Annotated in this window: 18 protein-coding genes; all 18 read left to right on the top strand. The window is 43.2% G+C overall.

Going from position 1 to position 19,309, the window contains the following annotated elements:
• On the top strand, nt 1–822 hold an 822-nt coding region (locus tag ACESQI_RS12945; RefSeq protein WP_373126250.1), incomplete at its 5' end, for a relaxase/mobilization nuclease domain-containing protein.
• A 30-nt stretch (nt 823–852) separates the two neighbouring features.
• A complete protein-coding gene (locus tag ACESQI_RS12940) occupies nt 853–1,614 on the top strand; it encodes a hypothetical protein (protein WP_032952750.1) in 762 nt (253 codons plus the stop codon).
• Between the two features lie 7 nt (nt 1,615–1,621).
• On the top strand, nt 1,622–2,836 hold the full coding sequence (locus ACESQI_RS12935; RefSeq protein WP_032952751.1) for a site-specific integrase: 1,215 nt from the start codon (nt 1,622–1,624) through the stop codon (nt 2,834–2,836).
• Nucleotides 2,837–3,615: 779 nt separating this feature from the next.
• Nucleotides 3,616–4,176, top strand: coding sequence for a UpxY family transcription antiterminator (locus ACESQI_RS12930; protein ID WP_032952754.1), 561 nt, complete (start codon nt 3,616–3,618; stop codon nt 4,174–4,176).
• A gap of 62 nt (nt 4,177–4,238) precedes the next feature.
• Nucleotides 4,239–5,360 (top strand): MraY family glycosyltransferase, encoded by a 1,122-nt coding sequence (locus ACESQI_RS12925; RefSeq protein ID WP_117589753.1) that lies wholly within the window; start codon nt 4,239–4,241, stop codon nt 5,358–5,360.
• A 13-nt stretch (nt 5,361–5,373) separates the two neighbouring features.
• Nucleotides 5,374–6,165 carry a polysaccharide biosynthesis/export family protein gene (locus tag ACESQI_RS12920; protein WP_004320798.1) on the top strand — a complete coding sequence of 264 codons (792 nt, stop codon included), beginning with the start codon at nt 5,374–5,376 and terminating at the stop codon, nt 6,163–6,165.
• Nucleotides 6,166–6,179: 14 nt separating this feature from the next.
• Nucleotides 6,180–8,594 (top strand): polysaccharide biosynthesis tyrosine autokinase, encoded by a 2,415-nt coding sequence (locus tag ACESQI_RS12915; protein ID WP_004320796.1) that lies wholly within the window; start codon nt 6,180–6,182, stop codon nt 8,592–8,594.
• A 65-nt stretch (nt 8,595–8,659) separates the two neighbouring features.
• On the top strand, nt 8,660–9,358 hold the full coding sequence (locus ACESQI_RS12910) for a tyrosine-protein phosphatase (RefSeq protein WP_032952756.1): 699 nt from the start codon (nt 8,660–8,662) through the stop codon (nt 9,356–9,358).
• Nucleotides 9,359–9,748: 390 nt separating this feature from the next.
• Nucleotides 9,749–10,429, top strand: a complete 681-nt coding sequence (locus ACESQI_RS12905; RefSeq protein ID WP_117589752.1) for an acyltransferase family protein — start codon at nt 9,749–9,751, stop codon at nt 10,427–10,429.
• A 369-nt stretch (nt 10,430–10,798) separates the two neighbouring features.
• Nucleotides 10,799–12,274 carry a lipopolysaccharide biosynthesis protein gene (locus tag ACESQI_RS12900; protein WP_229033977.1) on the top strand — a complete coding sequence of 492 codons (1,476 nt, stop codon included), beginning with the start codon at nt 10,799–10,801 and terminating at the stop codon, nt 12,272–12,274.
• The gene (locus ACESQI_RS12895) at nt 12,267–13,184 is read left to right on the top strand and encodes a polysaccharide pyruvyl transferase family protein (protein ID WP_004320788.1); all 918 of its coding nucleotides are present in this window, start codon (nt 12,267–12,269) and stop codon (nt 13,182–13,184) included. Before ACESQI_RS12900 ends, ACESQI_RS12895 begins: the two co-directional genes overlap by 8 nt.
• A 185-nt stretch (nt 13,185–13,369) precedes the next feature.
• Entirely contained in the window at nt 13,370–13,648 is a 279-nt protein-coding gene (locus tag ACESQI_RS12890; RefSeq protein ID WP_138272084.1) for an AAA family ATPase, read from the top strand.
• Between the two features lie 193 nt (nt 13,649–13,841).
• Entirely contained in the window at nt 13,842–14,135 is a 294-nt protein-coding gene (locus ACESQI_RS12885; RefSeq protein WP_032952759.1) for a hypothetical protein, read from the top strand.
• Between the two features lie 107 nt (nt 14,136–14,242).
• Entirely contained in the window at nt 14,243–14,581 is a 339-nt protein-coding gene (locus ACESQI_RS12880; protein WP_004320782.1) for a hypothetical protein, read from the top strand.
• 28 nt (nt 14,582–14,609) lie between these two features.
• Entirely contained in the window at nt 14,610–15,791 is a 1,182-nt protein-coding gene (locus ACESQI_RS12875; protein ID WP_004320781.1) for a glycosyltransferase, read from the top strand.
• Nucleotides 15,792–15,816: 25 nt separating this feature from the next.
• On the top strand, nt 15,817–16,986 hold the full coding sequence (locus ACESQI_RS12870; protein ID WP_004320780.1) for a glycosyltransferase family 4 protein: 1,170 nt from the start codon (nt 15,817–15,819) through the stop codon (nt 16,984–16,986).
• Complete coding sequence (locus ACESQI_RS12865; protein ID WP_004320779.1) at nt 16,983–18,020, top strand: polysaccharide pyruvyl transferase family protein; 1,038 nt, start codon at nt 16,983–16,985, stop codon at nt 18,018–18,020. Before ACESQI_RS12870 ends, ACESQI_RS12865 begins: the two co-directional genes overlap by 4 nt.
• Nucleotides 18,021–18,049: 29 nt before the next feature.
• Nucleotides 18,050–19,309: a glycosyltransferase family 4 protein gene (locus ACESQI_RS12860; protein WP_004320778.1), complete on the top strand. Its 1,260-nt coding sequence runs from the start codon at nt 18,050–18,052 to the stop codon at nt 19,307–19,309.

Here is a 19,309-nt window from a genome sequence, read left to right as displayed (position 1 = left end):
CTGGGAACGGCAGAAGAGATGGCGCGAAGTTTCCGGTGGCAATGCCTGCTGAATCCGGACGTGGCGAAACCGGTGGGGCACATTGCGCTCAGCTTCAAGCCGGAGGACGCACCGAGGCTGACCGACGCGTTCATGGCAAGGCTGGCGGGGGAATACCTGGAGCTGATGGGGATACGGAACACGCAGTTCATCGTGGTGAGGCATCACGGGACGGACAACCCGCACTGCCACATCGTCTTCAACCGGGTGAACTTCGACGGGAAGGTGATTTCCGACAGCAACGATTTCAAGCGCAACGAGAGGGTGACGAAAATGCTCAAGGACAAGTATTCGCTCACCTATTCCGAAGGCAAACAGTCCGTTAAAACGGAAAAGCTGCACGTTTCCGAAAGGGTGAAATACGAGATATATCGTGCGGTTAAGGAAGCTTTGAGGAGTGCAAATACATGGAAAGAATTTCAAAATAAGCTCTTAAAAATGGGCGTGGAAATGGAATTCAAGTATAAGGGAAACACTAATGAAGTGCAGGGCATCCGCTTTATCAAGGATAACCAGTCATTCAAGGGGAGTGAGATTGACCGCAGTTTCAGTTGGTCAAGACTGGATGCGGCATTGGACCATAACCATGTCACGTCCCTGGAAAATGACGTTTCCCAAAAGCAACCGTACCATGAACAAAGTCATGGTTCTGTTATTGATAACCTGGTCGAAGTCACCGGTACGGGCGGCGTGTTCATGCCGTCGGTGGTACCGACGGAGGACGAGAAAGAGGCGGAACGCCTGCGGAGAAAGAAGAAGCGCAGGAAAGGAAGGAGTTTGTGAACCATATGTATAACGAAAAAACTTTGAAAGATGAAACAGGAAAACTATCTGGAAGGCATCTACGGATGCCTTGAAAGGATCGAGAAGAAAGTGGAGACGCTGCCTGTGGAAGGCACAAGCCCCGCAGTTGAAAACCGGACCAATTCCCCTGAAGGGATTGCGGAACTGAAAATCCGTCTGGAACGCCTGCAATCCGCAGTGGAGAAAAACAGTTCGGAAATAGCAGCGGTACGTAGCCATACCGCCCGGTTGTCGGAAGGCAGGCCGTTGTCTGCCGAAACGTTTGCCGGAGAAATGGAAAAGACAAGGGACAGCCTGCGGCAGGACAGCCAGGCGGTAAAGGAAACGGTAAGACGGCTGGATGAGAGAATGGTCCTGTTGAAAAAGGAACCGGAGCGCAGACTGGTGACCTACCGTCTGGAAAGCGCATCCAAGGCGGTGGTAACGACAGCTTCAGCACTGATCCTGGCACTGGTCGTTTCCGTCTGGACCAACTGTAACCAGTACCGCACGAACCGGCTTTTGAAGGATGCCGATTTGAAATACCGTGCCATCAGGATCTGCCTGCCGGGGGATGATCCCGACATCGCCTTCCTGGAGAAGCATTTCACCATCGAGCGGGACGAGGAAAAGATCCGGCGTGTGGAAAGGCTGGTGACCGCTTTTGAGGACTCGGTCAGGAACCGCATCCGTAATCATGAAATGGCGGCCTACAAGGACAGTCTGGCGCACCGGCTGTTCAGGGAGGCACAGGAAATCAGGAAGCAAGTGGACAATCCTAATTCAAAATGACTGCACTATGGCAACAATCAAAACCAAATTCAGGTCCTCGTCCGTGGAAGGCAGGGAGGGGACGCTCTATTTCCAGATCATCCACGGAAGGGTGGCGCGCCAGATAAACACCGGCTACAGGCTGTTCCCGTCGGAATGGGACGAACATGCATCGGAAATCATACTGTCGGTATCCGATGATGCCAGAAGAAGCCTTCTGCTTGCGTTAAAGGAGCGGATGGAAAAAGACATCCGCCGTCTGGAAAGTATCATTGCCGGACTGGAACGTTCCGGCGGTACCTATCCCGCCGGCAGGGTTGTCGAACTTTTTCACAACCCGCCCCCTGAGGACAGCCATAATTTCATGGCCTTCGGAAAGAGGCTCGTGGAGGAACTGGAGCGTGTCGGCAAGAAGCGCACCGCCGAGAGGTACACCACCGTACTGAACAGCTTCACGCGCTTTCGGGGCAGGGACGGCGACATCCCGCTGGAGGATATCGGCTCCACCCTCATGCTGGAATACGAGGCATGGCTGAAGGACAAGGGGATATGTCCGAACAGCACCTCCTATTACATGCGGAACCTGCGTGCCGTCTACAACCGTGCGGTGGACAGGGAACTGACGGTACAGCGCAGCCCTTTCAAGCATGTCTACACCGGAATAGACAAGACCGTAAAACGTGCTGTTCCATTGAAAGCGGTCCGCATGATACGTGACCTGGACCTGCGTCTTTCCCCGGGCATGGAATACGCCAGGGACATGTTCATGCTGAGCTTTTATACCCGGGGCATGTCGTTCGTCGACATCGCCTACCTGAAAAAGGCTGATCTGAAGAGCGGCGTGCTGACCTACCGCAGGCGGAAGACCGGCCGGCGTCTGTCCATTAAATGGGAGAAGCCCATGCAGGAGATCCTGGACAGGTATGGCCACAATGACAGCCCCTACCTTTTTCCGGTCATCAGGGATACGGCCAAGGATGCCGTGCGGCAGTACAGGAGCGCAGCGCATTTCATCAACGGAAAACTCAAGGAACTCGGGAAACGGCTCGGGCTCGGTATGCCGCTCACCATGTATGTAGCCCGACATGCATGGGCGAGTATTGCCAGAAGCAAGAATGTGCCGCTGGCAACCATCAGCGAGGCGATGGGACATGATTCGGAAAACACGACCAGAATCTACCTCGCCTCGCTGGACACCTCACAAGTGGACAAGGCAAACGACATCATACTCAAATCCTTATAACGGGGACGGATGCGGCACGCAGAATAACGGACAAAGGCTGTGCCGTTCCTGCTTCTCTTTTTAAGAGAAATATTACACATTGCAAAGATAGGTAAAATATAGGAAAATATCCACTTGTATGATAAAAAACAGTTTTCTTCGAAAGAAAATGTTTCAAATTCCGGTTTAATTGTCAAACAAATCCTCGTCAGGTTTCATATATAGCATCTGATTATCAGAACTATCCCTTTCCGGTATTTCTCTTAAAAAGAAAAGTACCAGAAAAGATCCATGAACTGTCAATATAGCGGCAGGATACCGTTGGAGATATTCTTATTGACAATTTAAAACCGGATGTTTTTAAAAAAGGATTTTTGAAGGCGTTTTGTAATACAATAAAAATTGTTGAGCATATGGCTCGTTTTCTTGGCAAGAGAAATATTACAATGCGCAAAATTACGTAAAATATTGAAAAAACAATAGAAAACGGGTGATAAAATTAACCAAAACATTCATACAGAGTGTATTTGCTTAACATATGTTGGATAAGTACCATAATGCCGTTCCGTATTTCTATCTGTCCGTCAACCAGTTACGTAAAATATGATCCCCGGATATTTCTCTTGCCAAGAGAAGTAGCGGCAGAAGCCTCGGAAATGAGGTCTGTACACTTTGTCAAAAGTATGGGACTGATAGTGGATATTATGAATAAAGGAAATGTAATCTGTTGTAATACATACCAATATACGAATTGGCATGAACTAGGGGTATATCCTCACCTGTAAAATAATCCCGGCAATATGGGTATGAGTTTTTCTACGGTGGAAGAAAAAAAGCAGGTCCGCTGGTTCGTCATGCGCGCCTACAAGAATGAGAAAATGGCGGAGGACAGGCTGAAGGACAAAGAATACGGTCTGGAATATTTCATTCCGAAACATTACGCCGTAAAGACCTATCACGGGATGAAGTCGACAAGGCTGGTGCCGGTCATACCGAGTCTGGTTTTCGTCCACGCCAGCCACTCGCAGATCACCGAATTCAAGAAACGGTACAACTTCCTGCAATTCGCCATGTGGAAAAAAAGCACGGGTATGGAATATATCACCGTGCCAGACGACCAGATGGACAGTTTCATCCAAATAGCTTCCCTGTATGAGAAGGATACGGCCTATTATAAGCCGGATGAAATCGACATACGGAAAGGTACCCGTGTATGTATCCACGGCGGCAAGCTTGATGGAGTTAAGGGTGTGTTTATGCGGGTAAAAGGGAAACGCAACCGCCGGGTGGTCGTGATGCTTGAGGGGATTATGGGGATATCGGCTGAGGTTCATCCCGATTTGATTGAAGTCATTTCCTGATATGGAAAAGTCTGGAATCCTTATTCACGGTTTTACGCAAATAAAAAACAATATCTGAATATATGTATTTTTGGATTGTAAATTGTTCACTGGCATTTTTGCTTTGTGTTCTCTGTGCGGGTATCGTCATTCCCCAGATTCTGCTGATCGCTTTTCGCAAACAGCTGTTCGACCTTCCCGATGAACGGAAGATACATCATTGTGCGGTGCCACGATTGGGTGGTATCGCGTTCAAACCGGTCGTGTTTTTCACCATAGCTTTGTTACTGGGAATCAATATGGCACTGGGGCATTCGGAAATGTTGTCTGAAATCGGAAACAATGTACGGCCTTTGGCTTTTGCTTTCTGCTCCATCATGGTACTGTATCTGGTCGGCATGGCCGATGACCTAATTGGTATCCGTTATCGTGCCAAGTTTGTCATCCAGATCCTGTGTGGCGTGATGCTTATCGCCGGTGGAATATATATCAATAACCTGCACGGCATCCTAGGTATTCATGCGGTTCCGTTATGGCTGGGGTATCCTTTGACCATTTTAATCGTGGTCTTCATCATCAATGCCATCAACCTGATCGACGGCATTGACGGGTTGGCTTCCGGGCTATGCAGTGTCGCCTGCCTGTTTTACGGTCTGACTTTTTTCATGCTCCACCAGCATGTCTATGCCATACTGGCGTTCGCCACATTGGGAGTGTTGGTACCGTTCTTCTATTACAATGTTTTCGGGAACGCCGAGCACGGAAGGAAGATCTTCATGGGTGACACAGGTAGTTTGACCGTTGGCATGATGCTCTGTTTCCTCAGTCTCAAACTGACCATGTGCGGTCTAGACGATAATACAGGAAATATACATCCGATGGTGCTAGCCTTCTCACCCTTGCTGGTTCCATGCTGCGATGTGGTCCGGGTCTACCTGCATCGGGTACGCAACGGGAAGAACCCGTTCCTGCCGGACAAGAACCACATCCACCATAAGCTGCTTGCTCTCGGAATAAAGCAGCGCAATGCCATGATTATCATTGTTTCCGTATCAACAATATTCATACTGCTCAATATTCTTCTGTCCCTTTATCTCAATGTGAACTGGATCGTGCTGGGCGATATCCTGATATGGACTCTTGCCAACATCAGGCTGACGAAATCTATCGGACAACTTCAATCGGAACAGAAAACCAACAAATAAAAATCAATGAAATATGAAAATCAGATACATTTTATTCTTATTGACCGTGGCTTTCCTGCTGGGATCATGTGCCACGCCGAAAGTCGCTTATTTCACGGACCTGAAACGGGGTACCGCAGAACAAGTCTTGAACCCGCTGGAAATCCGGGTGCGTCCCGAAGACAAGATCTCAATACTAGTCAACAGCAAGGACCCCTTGTTGATGAACCTTTTCAACCTTCCGATCATATCCAGACAGATCGGTACGACATCGGGAACATCCAATAGCCAGGGGATATCAGGATATACGATCAACAAGGATGGAGATATCGATTTTCCAGTGTTGGGACATATCCATGTGGCGGGAATGACACGCGAGGAAATCGCCTCGTATATAAAAGAGGAACTGGTTTCGAAGAATCTCGTGAAAGACCCTGTCGTTACAGTTGAGTTCATGAACCTGACCGTTTCCGTGTTGGGTGAGGTTGCCAACCCCGGACGCTTCAATATCGATAAGGACAAGCTGACGCTTTTGGATGCTTTAAGCATGGCCGGAGACCTTACCGTCTACGGGAAACGGGAGAATGTGCTGGTACAACGGGAGGAAAACGGTAAACAGACCTTGTATCAGGTTAACCTGAATTCAGGATACGACCTTTATGCCTCTCCCGTGTATTATTTACAGCAGAACGATATAGTTTATGTGGAACCTAACTCAATGAAAGCACGGCAGGCGACTGTCAACGGCAATAACGTCCGTTCTGCTTCTTTCTGGATGTCGTTGGCCTCGCTGCTGACTACCATTACCGTGTTAATTGTGAAATAAATATAAAATCAGATATGGCCATAAATCAAAAGAATATAAAACCGGGACAGCAGGATGATTTCCTGCGGATACAGGATCTGTTGTATCTGTGTCTCGCAAGGTGGAAGTGGTTCGTCTTGTCTTTGGCGATAACGGTCGGTGCCGCTACCGTTCATCTGTTACGTACCCCTGCCGTTTATACACGTACCGCTTCGGTATTGGTCAAAGAAGATTCCAAAGGTAAGTCGTTTTCCTCGGATCTGGAATCCTTCTCGGAGTTCGGGTTGTTCCAATCCGGTACAAATGTGAATAACGAACTTATCACCTTTCAGTCACCGTCTTTAATGACTGAAGTAGTTAAACGGTTGCGTTTGGATATGAATTACTTCGTTCCAGGAAAATTCCACCGTCAGGTGGCCTATGGACTGACATTACCAGTGGATGTAACGATAAATGACTTGCCTGAAAATGAATCAGCCGGTTTCACGCTGGAAGTGCAGCCGGACGGCACGTTATTCCTATCCGACTTTATACGTAACGGGACGGATCTTGACGAAAAGGATATAAAGGGAAACTTGCTCGACTCCATTCCTACACCATTGGGGAAAATCATTATCAATACAACACCCAATTACGTGAAAGGCAAGGCATATACATTATATGTAGGCAAATCCAATTTGTATAACGCTGTAAACTCCTGCTCATCCAATCTGTCCGTTTCATTGAATAACGAGAAAGCGTCGGTTATAGACCTGGCATTCAAGGATAACTCTACACAGCGGGCGGAAGATATATTGAGTATGTTGATTTCCGTTTATAACGAGAACTGGGTGAAGGACAAAAACCAGATTGCTGTCAGTACCTCAATGTTCATCAATGAACGTCTGGGAGTAATCGAACAGGAGCTGGGGAACGTGGACGAGGATATTTCCTCTTACAAGTCAGAACACCTGTTACCCGATGTGCAGGCGGCATCGAGCATGTACATGGCCCAAAGCAGTGCGACCAACGCACAGATCCTGGCCTTGAACAACCAGCTTTACATGACCCGTTACATCAGGAACTATTTAGCCAACGATGCCAACCGTACCCAACTGCTTCCGGCCAATTCCGGTATAGAGAGTGCCAACATCGAATCGCAGATTGCCGAATACAACAAACAACTGTTGCAGCGTAACAGCCTGGTTGCGAACAGCAGCGCAGAAAATCCGCTGGTCGTGGATATGGATCAGGCTCTGGCATCCATGCGTGGGGCGATAATCAGGTCTATCGACAATCAGATAGTAACCTTGAATTCGCAGATAAAAAGTTTACGGCAGACGGAGCAACAGACAACATCACGTATAGCGGCCAACCCTACACAGGCCAAATACCTGCTTTCGGTGGAACGCCAGCAGAAGGTAAAGGAGGCTCTTTACCTGTTCCTGCTGCAAAAACGCGAGGAGAACGAACTCTCGCAAGCATTTACGGCCTATAATACCCGCATTGTCACTCCACCGCACGGCAGTATGTTGCCGACATCCCCTGTACGCAAGAACATCTTTATGGTCGCATTTGCTCTGGGGCTGCTCATTCCGATAGTCATTATCTTCATGCGCGAGAATATGAATACCCGTGTACGGGGAAGGAAAGACCTGGAGAGTGTGACCGTACCGTTCATCGGCGAGATTCCGCTGTTTACAAGAAAGAAGAAAAGAATATTCGGGAAAAAGCCGCAGGAAGTCAAGGCCGTTGTCGTCAAGGAGGGCAACCGTGACATCATCAATGAGGCGTTCCGCGTATTGCGTACCAACCTGGAATTTATGACCGGCAAGGACAAGACTTCGAATGTCATCATCATGACCTCATTCAATCCGGGCAGCGGCAAATCGTTTCTGACCATGAACATTGCCATGAGCCTTGCCATCAAAGGAAAAAAAGTGCTGGTAATCGACGGAGACCTGCGCCACGCCTCTGCATCATCCTATATCGACTCTCCCGACAAGGGATTGAGCGACTATCTGGGAGGTCGTATCGATAATCTGGATGAGATCATCGTACCCGATCCGAAACATAAATCTATGGATATACTACCCGTGGGAACGATACCTCCTAACCCAACGGAATTATTGTTCGACGAGCGGTTAAAGCAGACAATCGATACTGTAAGGGAGCAATATGACTATGTGCTGATCGACTGTCCGCCCGTTGAACTGGTAGCCGACACGCAAATTATCGAGAAACTGGCTGACCGTACCATTTTCGTAGTCCGCGCAGGGTTGCTCGAACGGAGCATGCTCTCGGAATTGGAGAAGATCTACGATGAAAAAAAATACAAAAACATGTCCCTGATCCTGAACGGGACCGAGGGAAGCGGTGGTCGATACGGATACCGTTACGGCTATCGCTATGGTTATCACTACGGTTACGGCTCGGGCTACCATTACGGCTCCGACGAAAAACACAATTAGCTGTAAATAGCTATCTGCCAAATAGTTATCAATAAATCCTTTTCAAACAAAATCTTTATATCATTGTGTGGCCGTTCAGGAAATGCATACCATTGAAAGATAGCGGTATATTCGAAGGTTTTACCGACTGGCACTCACACATCCTGCCGGGTGTGGACGACGGGGTGCGAACTGTGGAAGAAGCGTTGGAGATACTGCGTCTGTATGAAGAGCTGGGCGTGAAAGCCGTGTGGTTGACGCCGCACATCATGGAGGACATACCCAATACCACGGCACACCTCCGGGAGCGTTTCGCGGAACTACAAGCCACCTATACCGGCCCGATAACGCTACATCTTGCGGCTGAAAATATGCTCGACAATCTCTTTGAGGAGCGTTTGGAAAAGAATGACTTGTTGCCTTTGGGCGAGAATGGAGACCACCTGTTGGTGGAAACCTCTTATTTTAGTCCTCCGATGGGATTGAGCAATATCTTGCTTCGCATCAAGGCCAAAGGCTACTATCCGGTTCTCGCTCACCCCGAACGGTATGTTTATATGGGTGAATCAGATTATCGACGGCTAAAAGACATGGGGGTAAAGTTCCAGCTCAACCTTCCGTCAATAGCAGGTATGTACGGTAACCGGATTAAGAAAAAGGCCGTGCTGCTGTTAAGTGAAAAGGCTGTTGCTTATACCGGGACAGACATTCACAGTTACAATATATTTCAAAAGTTCATTTGTACAAGCATCACAAGAAATGTACAAAAACTACTCGATTTTTAATCTGATTATTGCCACTCATCTTATTGAATACGGTTAATGAAAAGAGTTGAATAACCTTTTGGAATGCGCCATGAGTTTGAATATATTACCCAATGTCTTTTCTCTGGGAGGTAACACAAAAGAACTCATATCTAGCAGAAAGAAGGTTATTTTAGAATCAGAATTGTTTTTTTAGTACATAAAGGGTAGTATGTAATTGCAAATTACATTGTATGCATCAATAACCCCTTTGTTATTTCTGCCACTTCTATGATGGTTATACGGCTTTTCAAAGATTTTCTTCTTACACGAAATCTTTGTCAAACGTTTGACATAAGAGTTGTTTTACAATTGGAAGTGTAATATAGAAAGTTAGATGAAGTATAAGAGGATTGTTGAACGATTGTCATTATGCTAACAGAACTAAATATTCTTAAATTTTACGGTATTCTATTGGTTGTATTGGGGCATGTTGTGTTTACGTATTCCCCAATGTCGATTATTACACCCAGTACGCCATCGCCAATTTTGAATTCCGTAAAAGAGGTGATTTACGCTTTTCACATGCCTCTGTTTATCTTTGCCAGCGGATGTATCTTCGCTTGGCAATTGGAGGTAAAAAAGAAATCTATGACTTTTGTACAATTGTTTAAGAACAAGTTTAAAAGGTTATTGATACCGTTTTATGTGTTTGGACTATTGATGGTTTACCCTACAATGGTACTTCTAGGTGTCCGAGACCCGATACATTATTTAATTGATGGTTTCATTATTGTTTTAGATCCAAGGCATCTATGGTTTGTGTATGCACTATTTCTGATATTCCTTGTGTTTTTCTGTTTACGCAAAATTTGTATTAAACTAGATATCCCAATATGGGCGATAGTCATAGTCGCTTTGCTTCTCTACTGTTTTCCCATAAATATGATTTATTTCCAGATCAAAAATGTGGAGCAATATCTCATTTGGTTCACATTAGGCTATCTGTTTACCATTTACAGACCGGTATTTAAATATGTAGCCATCGCAGTTGTATGTGGGATTGGTTTTAATATAGTAATGCCAGGAATTACCCCCCCTCCTATTTATTAAAATTATTTAATGCTTTTATTGGAATAACAGTATTTTATATTCTTTCTGTCAATACCATGTGGATAGAGAACACTAAATTATATCAATTGATAGTTCCAAATTCCTTTGGAATATATTTGTTCCACTCAATGATTATTTATTGGCTGGAATTTATAGCAATTCCCTATGAGATTCCCCCAATACTACTCTCATTAGGTGTATTTGCTATCAGCCTAACATTATCCTATCTCCTTAACAATAGCAGTCAGAAACATTGGCTGGGGAATTATCATAGGGGAAAAATCTAAATAATCTAATCGAAGATTCATGCCAGATTCTGTTTCCTCGAACAAACGAATAGCCAAGAATACTTTCATTCTATATTTGAGAATGATATTTATCCTCTGCGTGGGACTATACACCAGCAGGATTGTATTGAATACACTTGGAGTAGAGGATTATGGCATATATAATGTAGTAGGAGGATTCGTTACCTTTTTTTCATTCTTAAACGGGGCAATGTCTAATGCCACACAAAGGTTTATCACTTTCGAACTTGCACGAGGTGATATCAAAAAACAAATAATGACATTTTCTACCGCAGCGATTATCCATTTTGTTATCGCATTGTTAATTGTGATTGTTGCTGAAACTCTCGGTTTATGGTTTGTATATCATAAGTTGGTTATTCCTGAAGAGAGGTTTGTTGCTGCCATTTGGGTATACCAATTTTCAATACTTACAATGTTTGTATCAATTGTTTCTATCCCTTATAATGCGGTAATTATTGCACATGAAAAGATGTCGGCTTTTGCCTACATATCAATTCTCGATGTAGTCTTGAAATTAGTGATAGTGTATCTGTTGACAATAGTTACATTTGATCGATTAATATTTTATGCAGCTCTGCTTTTGAGTATCTCCATTCTTGACCGGTTAATATATGGCATATACTGTAAGCGGCATTTCAAAGAGGCACGAGTGAAACTAATGTTCAATAAGAGAATTTTCAAAGAAATGGCTAATATCGCTGGCTGGAGCTTGTTCGGTAATATTGCCGGGGTATTCTACACACAAGGATTGAATGTTCTTTTGAATATGTTCTTTGGCCCTATTGTGAATGCAGCACGAGCAATAGCGGTCACTATACAAGGGGTTGTAACGGGTTTTGTTAGCAATTTTCAAATGGCATTAAACCCACAAATCACCAAAAGTTACGCTACCGGGGATTTGAGTCGTATGCATTCTCTCATATTTGCAAGCAGTAAGTATTCCTTTTTCCTGTTGTTGCTTATAGTGCTACCAATTATGATTGAAACACAGACGATTCTGGCTGTGTGGTTGAAGAATGTTCCGGCTCATACGGTCTGGTTTGTTCGTATAATATTATGCATCTTGCTTATAGATGCTTTATCCAATCCTTTGATGATCTCCTCGCAGGCAGTTGGTCAAGTAAAAGTTTACCAAAGTGTCGTGGGAGGGCTTTTGTTGCTTATACTTCCGATAGCTTATATAGCTCTTAAATTGGGCGGCAATCCAGAAATGGTCTTCATTGTCCACTTAATTATTTCTATGGTAGCCCTTATTTGTAGAATAATGATTGTCGGTCGGATGGTTTCTTTTTCACTCGTACAATATGCGCATAAAGTACTATTACCAACTATTTCTGTTTTTACACTCGCTTCTTGTATGTCAATAAGTATTTATTATACAATGACTAATCAGAGTTTATTAAAAACAGTAATTGTAATTATTTTATCAATAGTTATGACTGCAATTTCTATTTTATTTGTAGGATTAAACACCTCCGAAAGAAACCTAATATATACTAAAATAAATACTTTAAGATATAGGTCTCATGATTAAACTCGCAATAATCATAATAGAGCATATTAAACTATTCTTACATCCCGTTATAATTAATGCATTTGTATTTTACCAAAATAACAAACGCATCAAGCATGAAAACTGGGGTGATGATATTAATTATTATTTCCTCCGTGAGATAATAAAGTCTCCGGTTGTACTCTTTAACCGTACCTCCTTAGCGTTCAGACTGAAACTACGGAACTATTTGGTAATCGGCTCAACCATTGATATGTTATGTACACAAAACACCGAAGTATGGGGAGCTGGTATTATTGATGGAAGTAAACCTTTAAAAATAAAGCCCAAGAAAGTCTATGCAGTCCGTGGACCACTTTCCCGAGCAAAACTGCTTGCCGAAGGAGTAGATTGCCCTGAAATATATGGAGACCCAGCCATGCTTGTACCTCTCTATTATCAGCCATCTAAACAGAAACTTTATAAGTATGGTATTATATCCCATGTGGTTAATCAGACGGTTGTGGAAACCTTACTTTTTAATGGGAAACCATTAAGTGAATGTGAGGATGTACAAATTATTTATCTTGGGCAATATAAGCATTGGCATGATATCATTGACCAAATCTGTGAATGTGGAATCATCTTGTCTTCCTCGCTACATGGTCTTATCGTAGCTGAAGCTTATCATGTACCCAATGTTTGGATTGAATTCGGGAAACCACTGATAGGGGGACATTTCAAGTTTCACGATTTTTTCTTGTCTGTTCAACGCTACGGAGAAACGCCATTGGTTATTGCGAATGACGAGTTACCTATAGAACTTATAAATCTCAAAGCATCAAACTGGAAGCCTGCCACGATTGATTTATATCCTTTAATTAATGCCTGCCCTTTCAGACTTAGAGAAGCAAAATACTGTTTATTGAAGGAATTGGAAAAGAATATCTAAAGTGCAATATTTTTGCATAAAGTAAAAAACATCAATACTTTACATAGTGTAAAGAAAGAAGATAAAAAATATAGCGCTATGCCGACATTTACAAGTATAAAAAGAAATACGGGAGAGAGAATCCTGAAAACGATAAGCCAAAGTCTTCTTTGTTTAGTAGCAACGAGGAAGAACAAAAATTGGAATTGAAAAAGTTCATAGAAGATGACCCTAAATGGAGACTTGAGCAAATAATCCTTAACGAAAAGGTACGTGAGACGGTGCTTGATGTTATTACTTTCTGCAAAAACAAGGATAGGCTTATTGAGGAATGGGGATTAAATAATTTCTTGAAGGGCAATTCTTCTATAGGAATAAATCTTTATGGTGAACCAGGAACGGGCAAAAGTATCACAGCTGAAGCAATAGCCATGGCTCTTGGGAAAATGCACAACCAACAGTTCGAACTCAAATGCTGCAAATGAAATCAAGTCGCATTTATTGACACTAGTTGATCGTTCGAATGTTACAATAATTTACGCAACTAACTTGTTCAAGAACTTCGACAAAGCATTTTTTAGGAGAATACTATACCACATTAAATATCCTTTACCAACCAATAAAGAATTAGTAGAACTTTGGAAATTTCACCTCGGAAACCCCAATATTCTAGAAAGAATGAAATTGGCTTCAACCAAAGAAATTCCCAAAGATATACATAATTTCTCGTATGCTGAAATAGCAGAATATTCCGCCGGACTGACTGGTGGTGATATAAAGAATATCACTTTGAAACTCTGTATCAAGATTTGTGCAGGAAGGATTACGGCCTTAGATACGGTTGATGTCAAAAATGAAATAGATACTTATAAGCAGTCATTGGAAGACAGTAAGGGAATACGCATTGTACTCGATAACGAACTGGCAGAGGAGCAGAAAAATGCGTTAGAAGACAAACGTAAAAATCAATAGATGAAAACTGTTTCTTCTAAAATATCGATTCTTATCAAATATGGAGAAACCTTTATTCAACAGGAGATGGGCAGGTATTTCAGACTAAAAACTTCTATAATGTAGAAATGCCTGGTAAAGAAGGTATGATTCCAAATTACATTCTCAAAACTCTTGAAGAAGAGGCCTTAGAAATCAAGTTTAACTTAGATGATTTGTCCACATTATATGACGAGCGCAATATAAAAATTGATGAAGAATCAACATTTTACGAAATTATTAAACTTTGCAAAAAAGAAAATGCAGCAGTGATACAAATAATCGATCGTGTTTTTTATACACGCATAGAATGCTACAATTCTGACAAAAAAAAAGTTGGAGCTATCCATATTGGAGTACTGCGTCGTCTGCCAAAAGACTTAGCAAAGATATTGTATCCAAGGGGAATTGTTGAATATACTCTGTAAAAACAGATACTTCGTCTAAGTTTTACACATGAACATTTTATATCACACTTACGGAAAAGTGCATTCCACTAAGGGTGGGACAGAACGCACCACTATCACCGTAGCCACAGCTTTGACAAAGCTGTATGGTGCCAGATGCTTCTCCATCTATGAGGCACCTGCCGATACACCCAAAGAGGAATGCTTTATCAAAGAGTTTCAATGGATTCCGCAGAAGGATTTGGAAAAGAATGCCCAAGTGCTTAGAAGTATCATTGTGGCGAACTGTATTGATTGCGTCATTGTGCAGGGGGCATTCATTCATGTACCCAGATTTCGGGCTGCCGTAGAAGGAATAACATGTAAAGTCATCTTTGCACATCATTTCGAGCCACAATGGGAACTTGTGTTCGGACGCTTTGGTAAAGTTATCAGGTATCATCCAAAATCTGTGATGGACTTTGCCCGATGGACAAAAAGTATAATAATGTATCCTTTGACGGCAATGCGGAAGAAACGGCAACTTTCCTCAGTCTACCGTGCAGCTTATGAGTGCGCTGACCATGTGGTGCTGCTCTGTCGGGGTTTCATCAAACCTTATGGAGAATTTGCAGGTGTGCATGACACATCGAAATATGTAGTTATCCCCAACGGACTGTCATTCGGCGTTACGCCTTGCTTTGACGAACTTACTAAATGCAAAGTGGCATTGATTGTTTCACGCTTAGATGAACCATCCAAAAGGTTGTCACTGGCTCTTCGGATTTGGGCATGTGTGAAACAAGATCCGGTAGCCAAAGATTGGACGCTCCGCATTGTGGGCCATGGTAATGACCGCAAACTCTATGAACATATCATTCGTAACGAACATATCCCCGATGTAACTCTCGAAGGCAGGCAAAATCCTGTTCCCTACTACAAAGAGGCATCTATCTTCCTGATGACTTCGAAAAGCGAGTCGTGGGGATTAACGCTGACCGAGGCGCAACAGATGGGCGTAGTGCCCATAGCCTTTGATACCTATGCCTCATTACGTGAAATTATTACCGATGGTGAAAACGGTGTGATTATCAATGAGAGTGATGTGGACGGTTACGTATGCCGAATGAAAGAATTGATGAGTGATAATATGTTGCGGCAACGGATGGCAAGGCAAGCCGTCATCTCCACGCAGCGGTTCTCACAGGAACGGATAGCGGAAATGTGGTGGAAACTGATATCCGAAAAGTAGAACTTTAAACCAAATTAGGATAAAGATGATAAATGTTTTGTATGTAACATTTGCCTCGAAAAATTTTGATGGAGCGACATATTCGCTAATGGACTTGATAAAATCAGTCCGAGGATATGTCCATCCCATTGTCATGGTTGGGACAGAAGGATGTGTATATGATTACTTCACCGCTAATGGTGTAGAGTGCATTGTGTGCGACTTTAAAGAAGACTTAGTAGGGAAACCTGTGAAATTGTACCAACACATAAAATATTGGCTAAAATATATTCCAAACCATTTAACATTCTATCGGAAAAACCGCAAGTGTGCAGAAACTGTTGCGCAAATCTTGAAAGGTAGAAAAATAGACATTGTACATATCAATAATACTGTCATGTCAGTTGGCTATGAAATAGCCAAGATCCTTAACTCAAAGGTTGTGTGGCATTTACGTGGCTTTATGGACCTGGACTTCGGGTGGATGCCATTAAGGGGATGGGACAAATATATAAACACGCTAAAGCAAACCGATGCTGTAATTGGTATCACCAAGACCGTGCTTGAACATTATGTTTCTTTGGAAAGCAAGAATGCGTATGTAATATCGGATGCCGTTCGGAGTAAAGATGATACATGCCTTGTTAGACCAAAAGAGAAGTATTTCCTGTTTTGTGCAGGGTTCTTGACAGAACAGAAAGGATGTGCCTATGCCATCTCTGCCTTTGCGAAGTCGGGGTTGGCTACCAAAGGATATAAACTGAAGATTATCGGAGAAGCCCACTCAAAATATATGTCCCAATTAACCAAAATCGTAGCGAACGCCGGCATATCAGACGCTGTAGAATTTCTTGGACGAAGCGACAAGGTAAAGGAATATATGAGCCGGGCAATTGCATTCTTGATGTGTTCCGAAAACGAAGGCTTGGGACGTGTTTCCATTGAGGCCATGTTTTATGGCTGTTTGGTGATTGGCCGCAATTCCGGCGGTACCAAGGATTTTGTGTTTGACGGCAAGACAGGACTGCTGTTTAACGACATGGATGGTTGTGTGTCTGCGATGCAAAAAGCAGCCGAAACTGATCATCAAGAAATTATCCGGTATGCCCGGCAATTTGCCCGAGAGAACTTCTCCATTGAGAATTACGGAGAAAAGATATTAAATGTATATGAAAAGGTACTTGACAGAGTAATTAAAAAACTAGTTGGAATATGAAATATAAGTTATTAGCGGTTTCTAAGTTTCCCAACATATCGGGAGTGAATATCGGGGATTATGTGCAAGCATTGGCTTCTTCGCAATTCCTCCCTCACATAGATGGCTTCATTGACCGAGACGAAGATTTGAAAGATTACGCGGGAGAACCCTGTAAGGTCATCATGAATGGATGGTATATGCACCTACCTCAAAATTGGCCTCCGTCCGACTTGATAGATCCGCTATTTGTTGCCTTTCACTTGAACAGTGGTGTAAAAGAAGTATTGCTTTCGTCACAAAGCATAGCTTATTTGAAAAGTCATCAGCCTATAGGTTGCAGAGACCTGAACACTTTGTACCTGTTGTCGAAAAACGGAGTAGATGCCTATTTCTCCGGGTGCATGACCTTGACCCTTGGCGAGAAATATCATTCCGAGGAGAAAGAGGATAAGACATATATCGTGGACCCTATCTTCAATGGTACACTTAATTTTAATGCAATTCTGCAAGCTGTCTGTACAGCCATTAAGCATCCTCTCGATCTGCTGAAACTTTGTGGGATAACACAGCTACGTTTGCATTATGGAAGGAACATCGTGAGCAAAATATTAAAAACGGCTCTTTACTATAAAGAGTATTCAAAAGTGTTTGGTCGGAAACTCGTCATGGAGTCCACATATGTAACCCAAGAAAGTATGTGTTATAAGACGCTTTTCAAGACCGATGCGGAACGTCTTTCTGAAGCCGAGCGACTTGTCAAGATGTATGCAAAGGCTCGTCTAGTAATAACCTCTCGTATACATTGTGCATTGCCATGCCTTGGACTGGAAACTCCTGTCATTTATTTGGAAAAAGGAAGCGACATTGAGGAAAGTAAGTGCAGATTGGCCGGCCTGCGTGAATTGTTCAACGTTGTGAGTGTCGAAAATGGTGTTTTGTCACCCCGGTTCGATACCGTATTGCCCATCACGGTCACCAACCACCCGTCCAACAAGAGCGCATGGCGGAAATTGGCAGATGAATTGAAACAAAGATGCAGAGAGTTTGTATAAATGACCAAGTCTTTTTAAAAATGGAAAGAATGAAAATCTTGTGGGTATCTTTGGTTAAATTTCCTCCATTATGCTCCTACTTGGGGGAAGAAGCACCGGCACATTGCGGGTGGATGTATTCATCGGCAAAGGCAATGCTGATGGAGATGCCAGAGGTACAGTTGGGAGTCATCGTCTATTCATACGGAAAGAAATATGAACGGTATGAGATAGATGGCGTGACCTACTATCTTGTGCCTACTGCCCAGATAGACAAGACAACTAAAAAACAGATAGAGGCTTGTAATGAGGCTATATGGGATTTTGCTCCCGATCTGATACATATCCATGGTACGGAACATTCGCTTGCTAAAGCTGTGTGTATGGCCAATGAGGACAGAGTAAAAACTGTAGCAAACATCCAAGGGTTGGCAGGGCCATATATGCGTTATGCCGATGGTAGACTTTCATTGTGGGATAAATGGATGAATATCACCCCACTTGATTTTTACCGGGGAACATTTCTGTTGAATGCGAAACGAAGTTTCAAGCATCGTGCTGAATGCGAGCATTATGTACTCACACATATTACTGATATTGTAGGACGTACTGGGTGGGATCATGATCATGTAATGACCGTAAACCCACGGCTGCGCTATCATTTTATGAATGAAACTTTGCGTGATTCTTTTTATGAAGCTCCTGTATGGAACTTGGGACAATGTAAAAAACACACGATTTTTGTGAGCAATAGTGGTTCTCCGTTGAAAGGTGCACATCAAGTATTGAAAGCATTGCCTATTATCTTGAGACAATATCCTGACACTGTAGTTAATTTCTGTGGTAGTAGTGTAATGAGTAGTGCAGTGAAAGATATTCTTCGTTTCCAAGGTTATCATTTATATCTACGCCGACTAGTAAAAAAATTGTGCTTGCAGGATAATGTTCATTTCCTTGGTTCTTTATCAGAAAAACAGATGAAACAGCAATTCCTTGATGCAAATGTTTATGTGATGCCGAGTGCTATAGAAAATTCGCCCAACTCGCTGTGCGAAGCACAAATGCTGGGAACACCTGTAGTTGCAAGCTACTGCGGAGGTACACCGACATTGTTGACAGAAGGAGAGACCGGATATTTTTATCGGTATGAGGAGTATGAAATGTTGGCGCAAATTGTGATGCGAATGTTTGAAAAGGGAGATTATACCAGACTTTCGGCTGCAGAAATGGAAATAGCTCAAGAACGGCATGACTGTAAGAAAAATGCCAATAGACTTGCAGAAATTTATTACGATATAATGCAACGTTGA

The organism is Bacteroides sp. HPS0048 (genome assembly GCF_964240755.1).
Classification (GTDB): Bacteria; Bacteroidota; Bacteroidia; order Bacteroidales; family Bacteroidaceae; genus Bacteroides; species Bacteroides nordii.
This window is presented reverse-complemented; position numbering and strand designations above follow the sequence as displayed.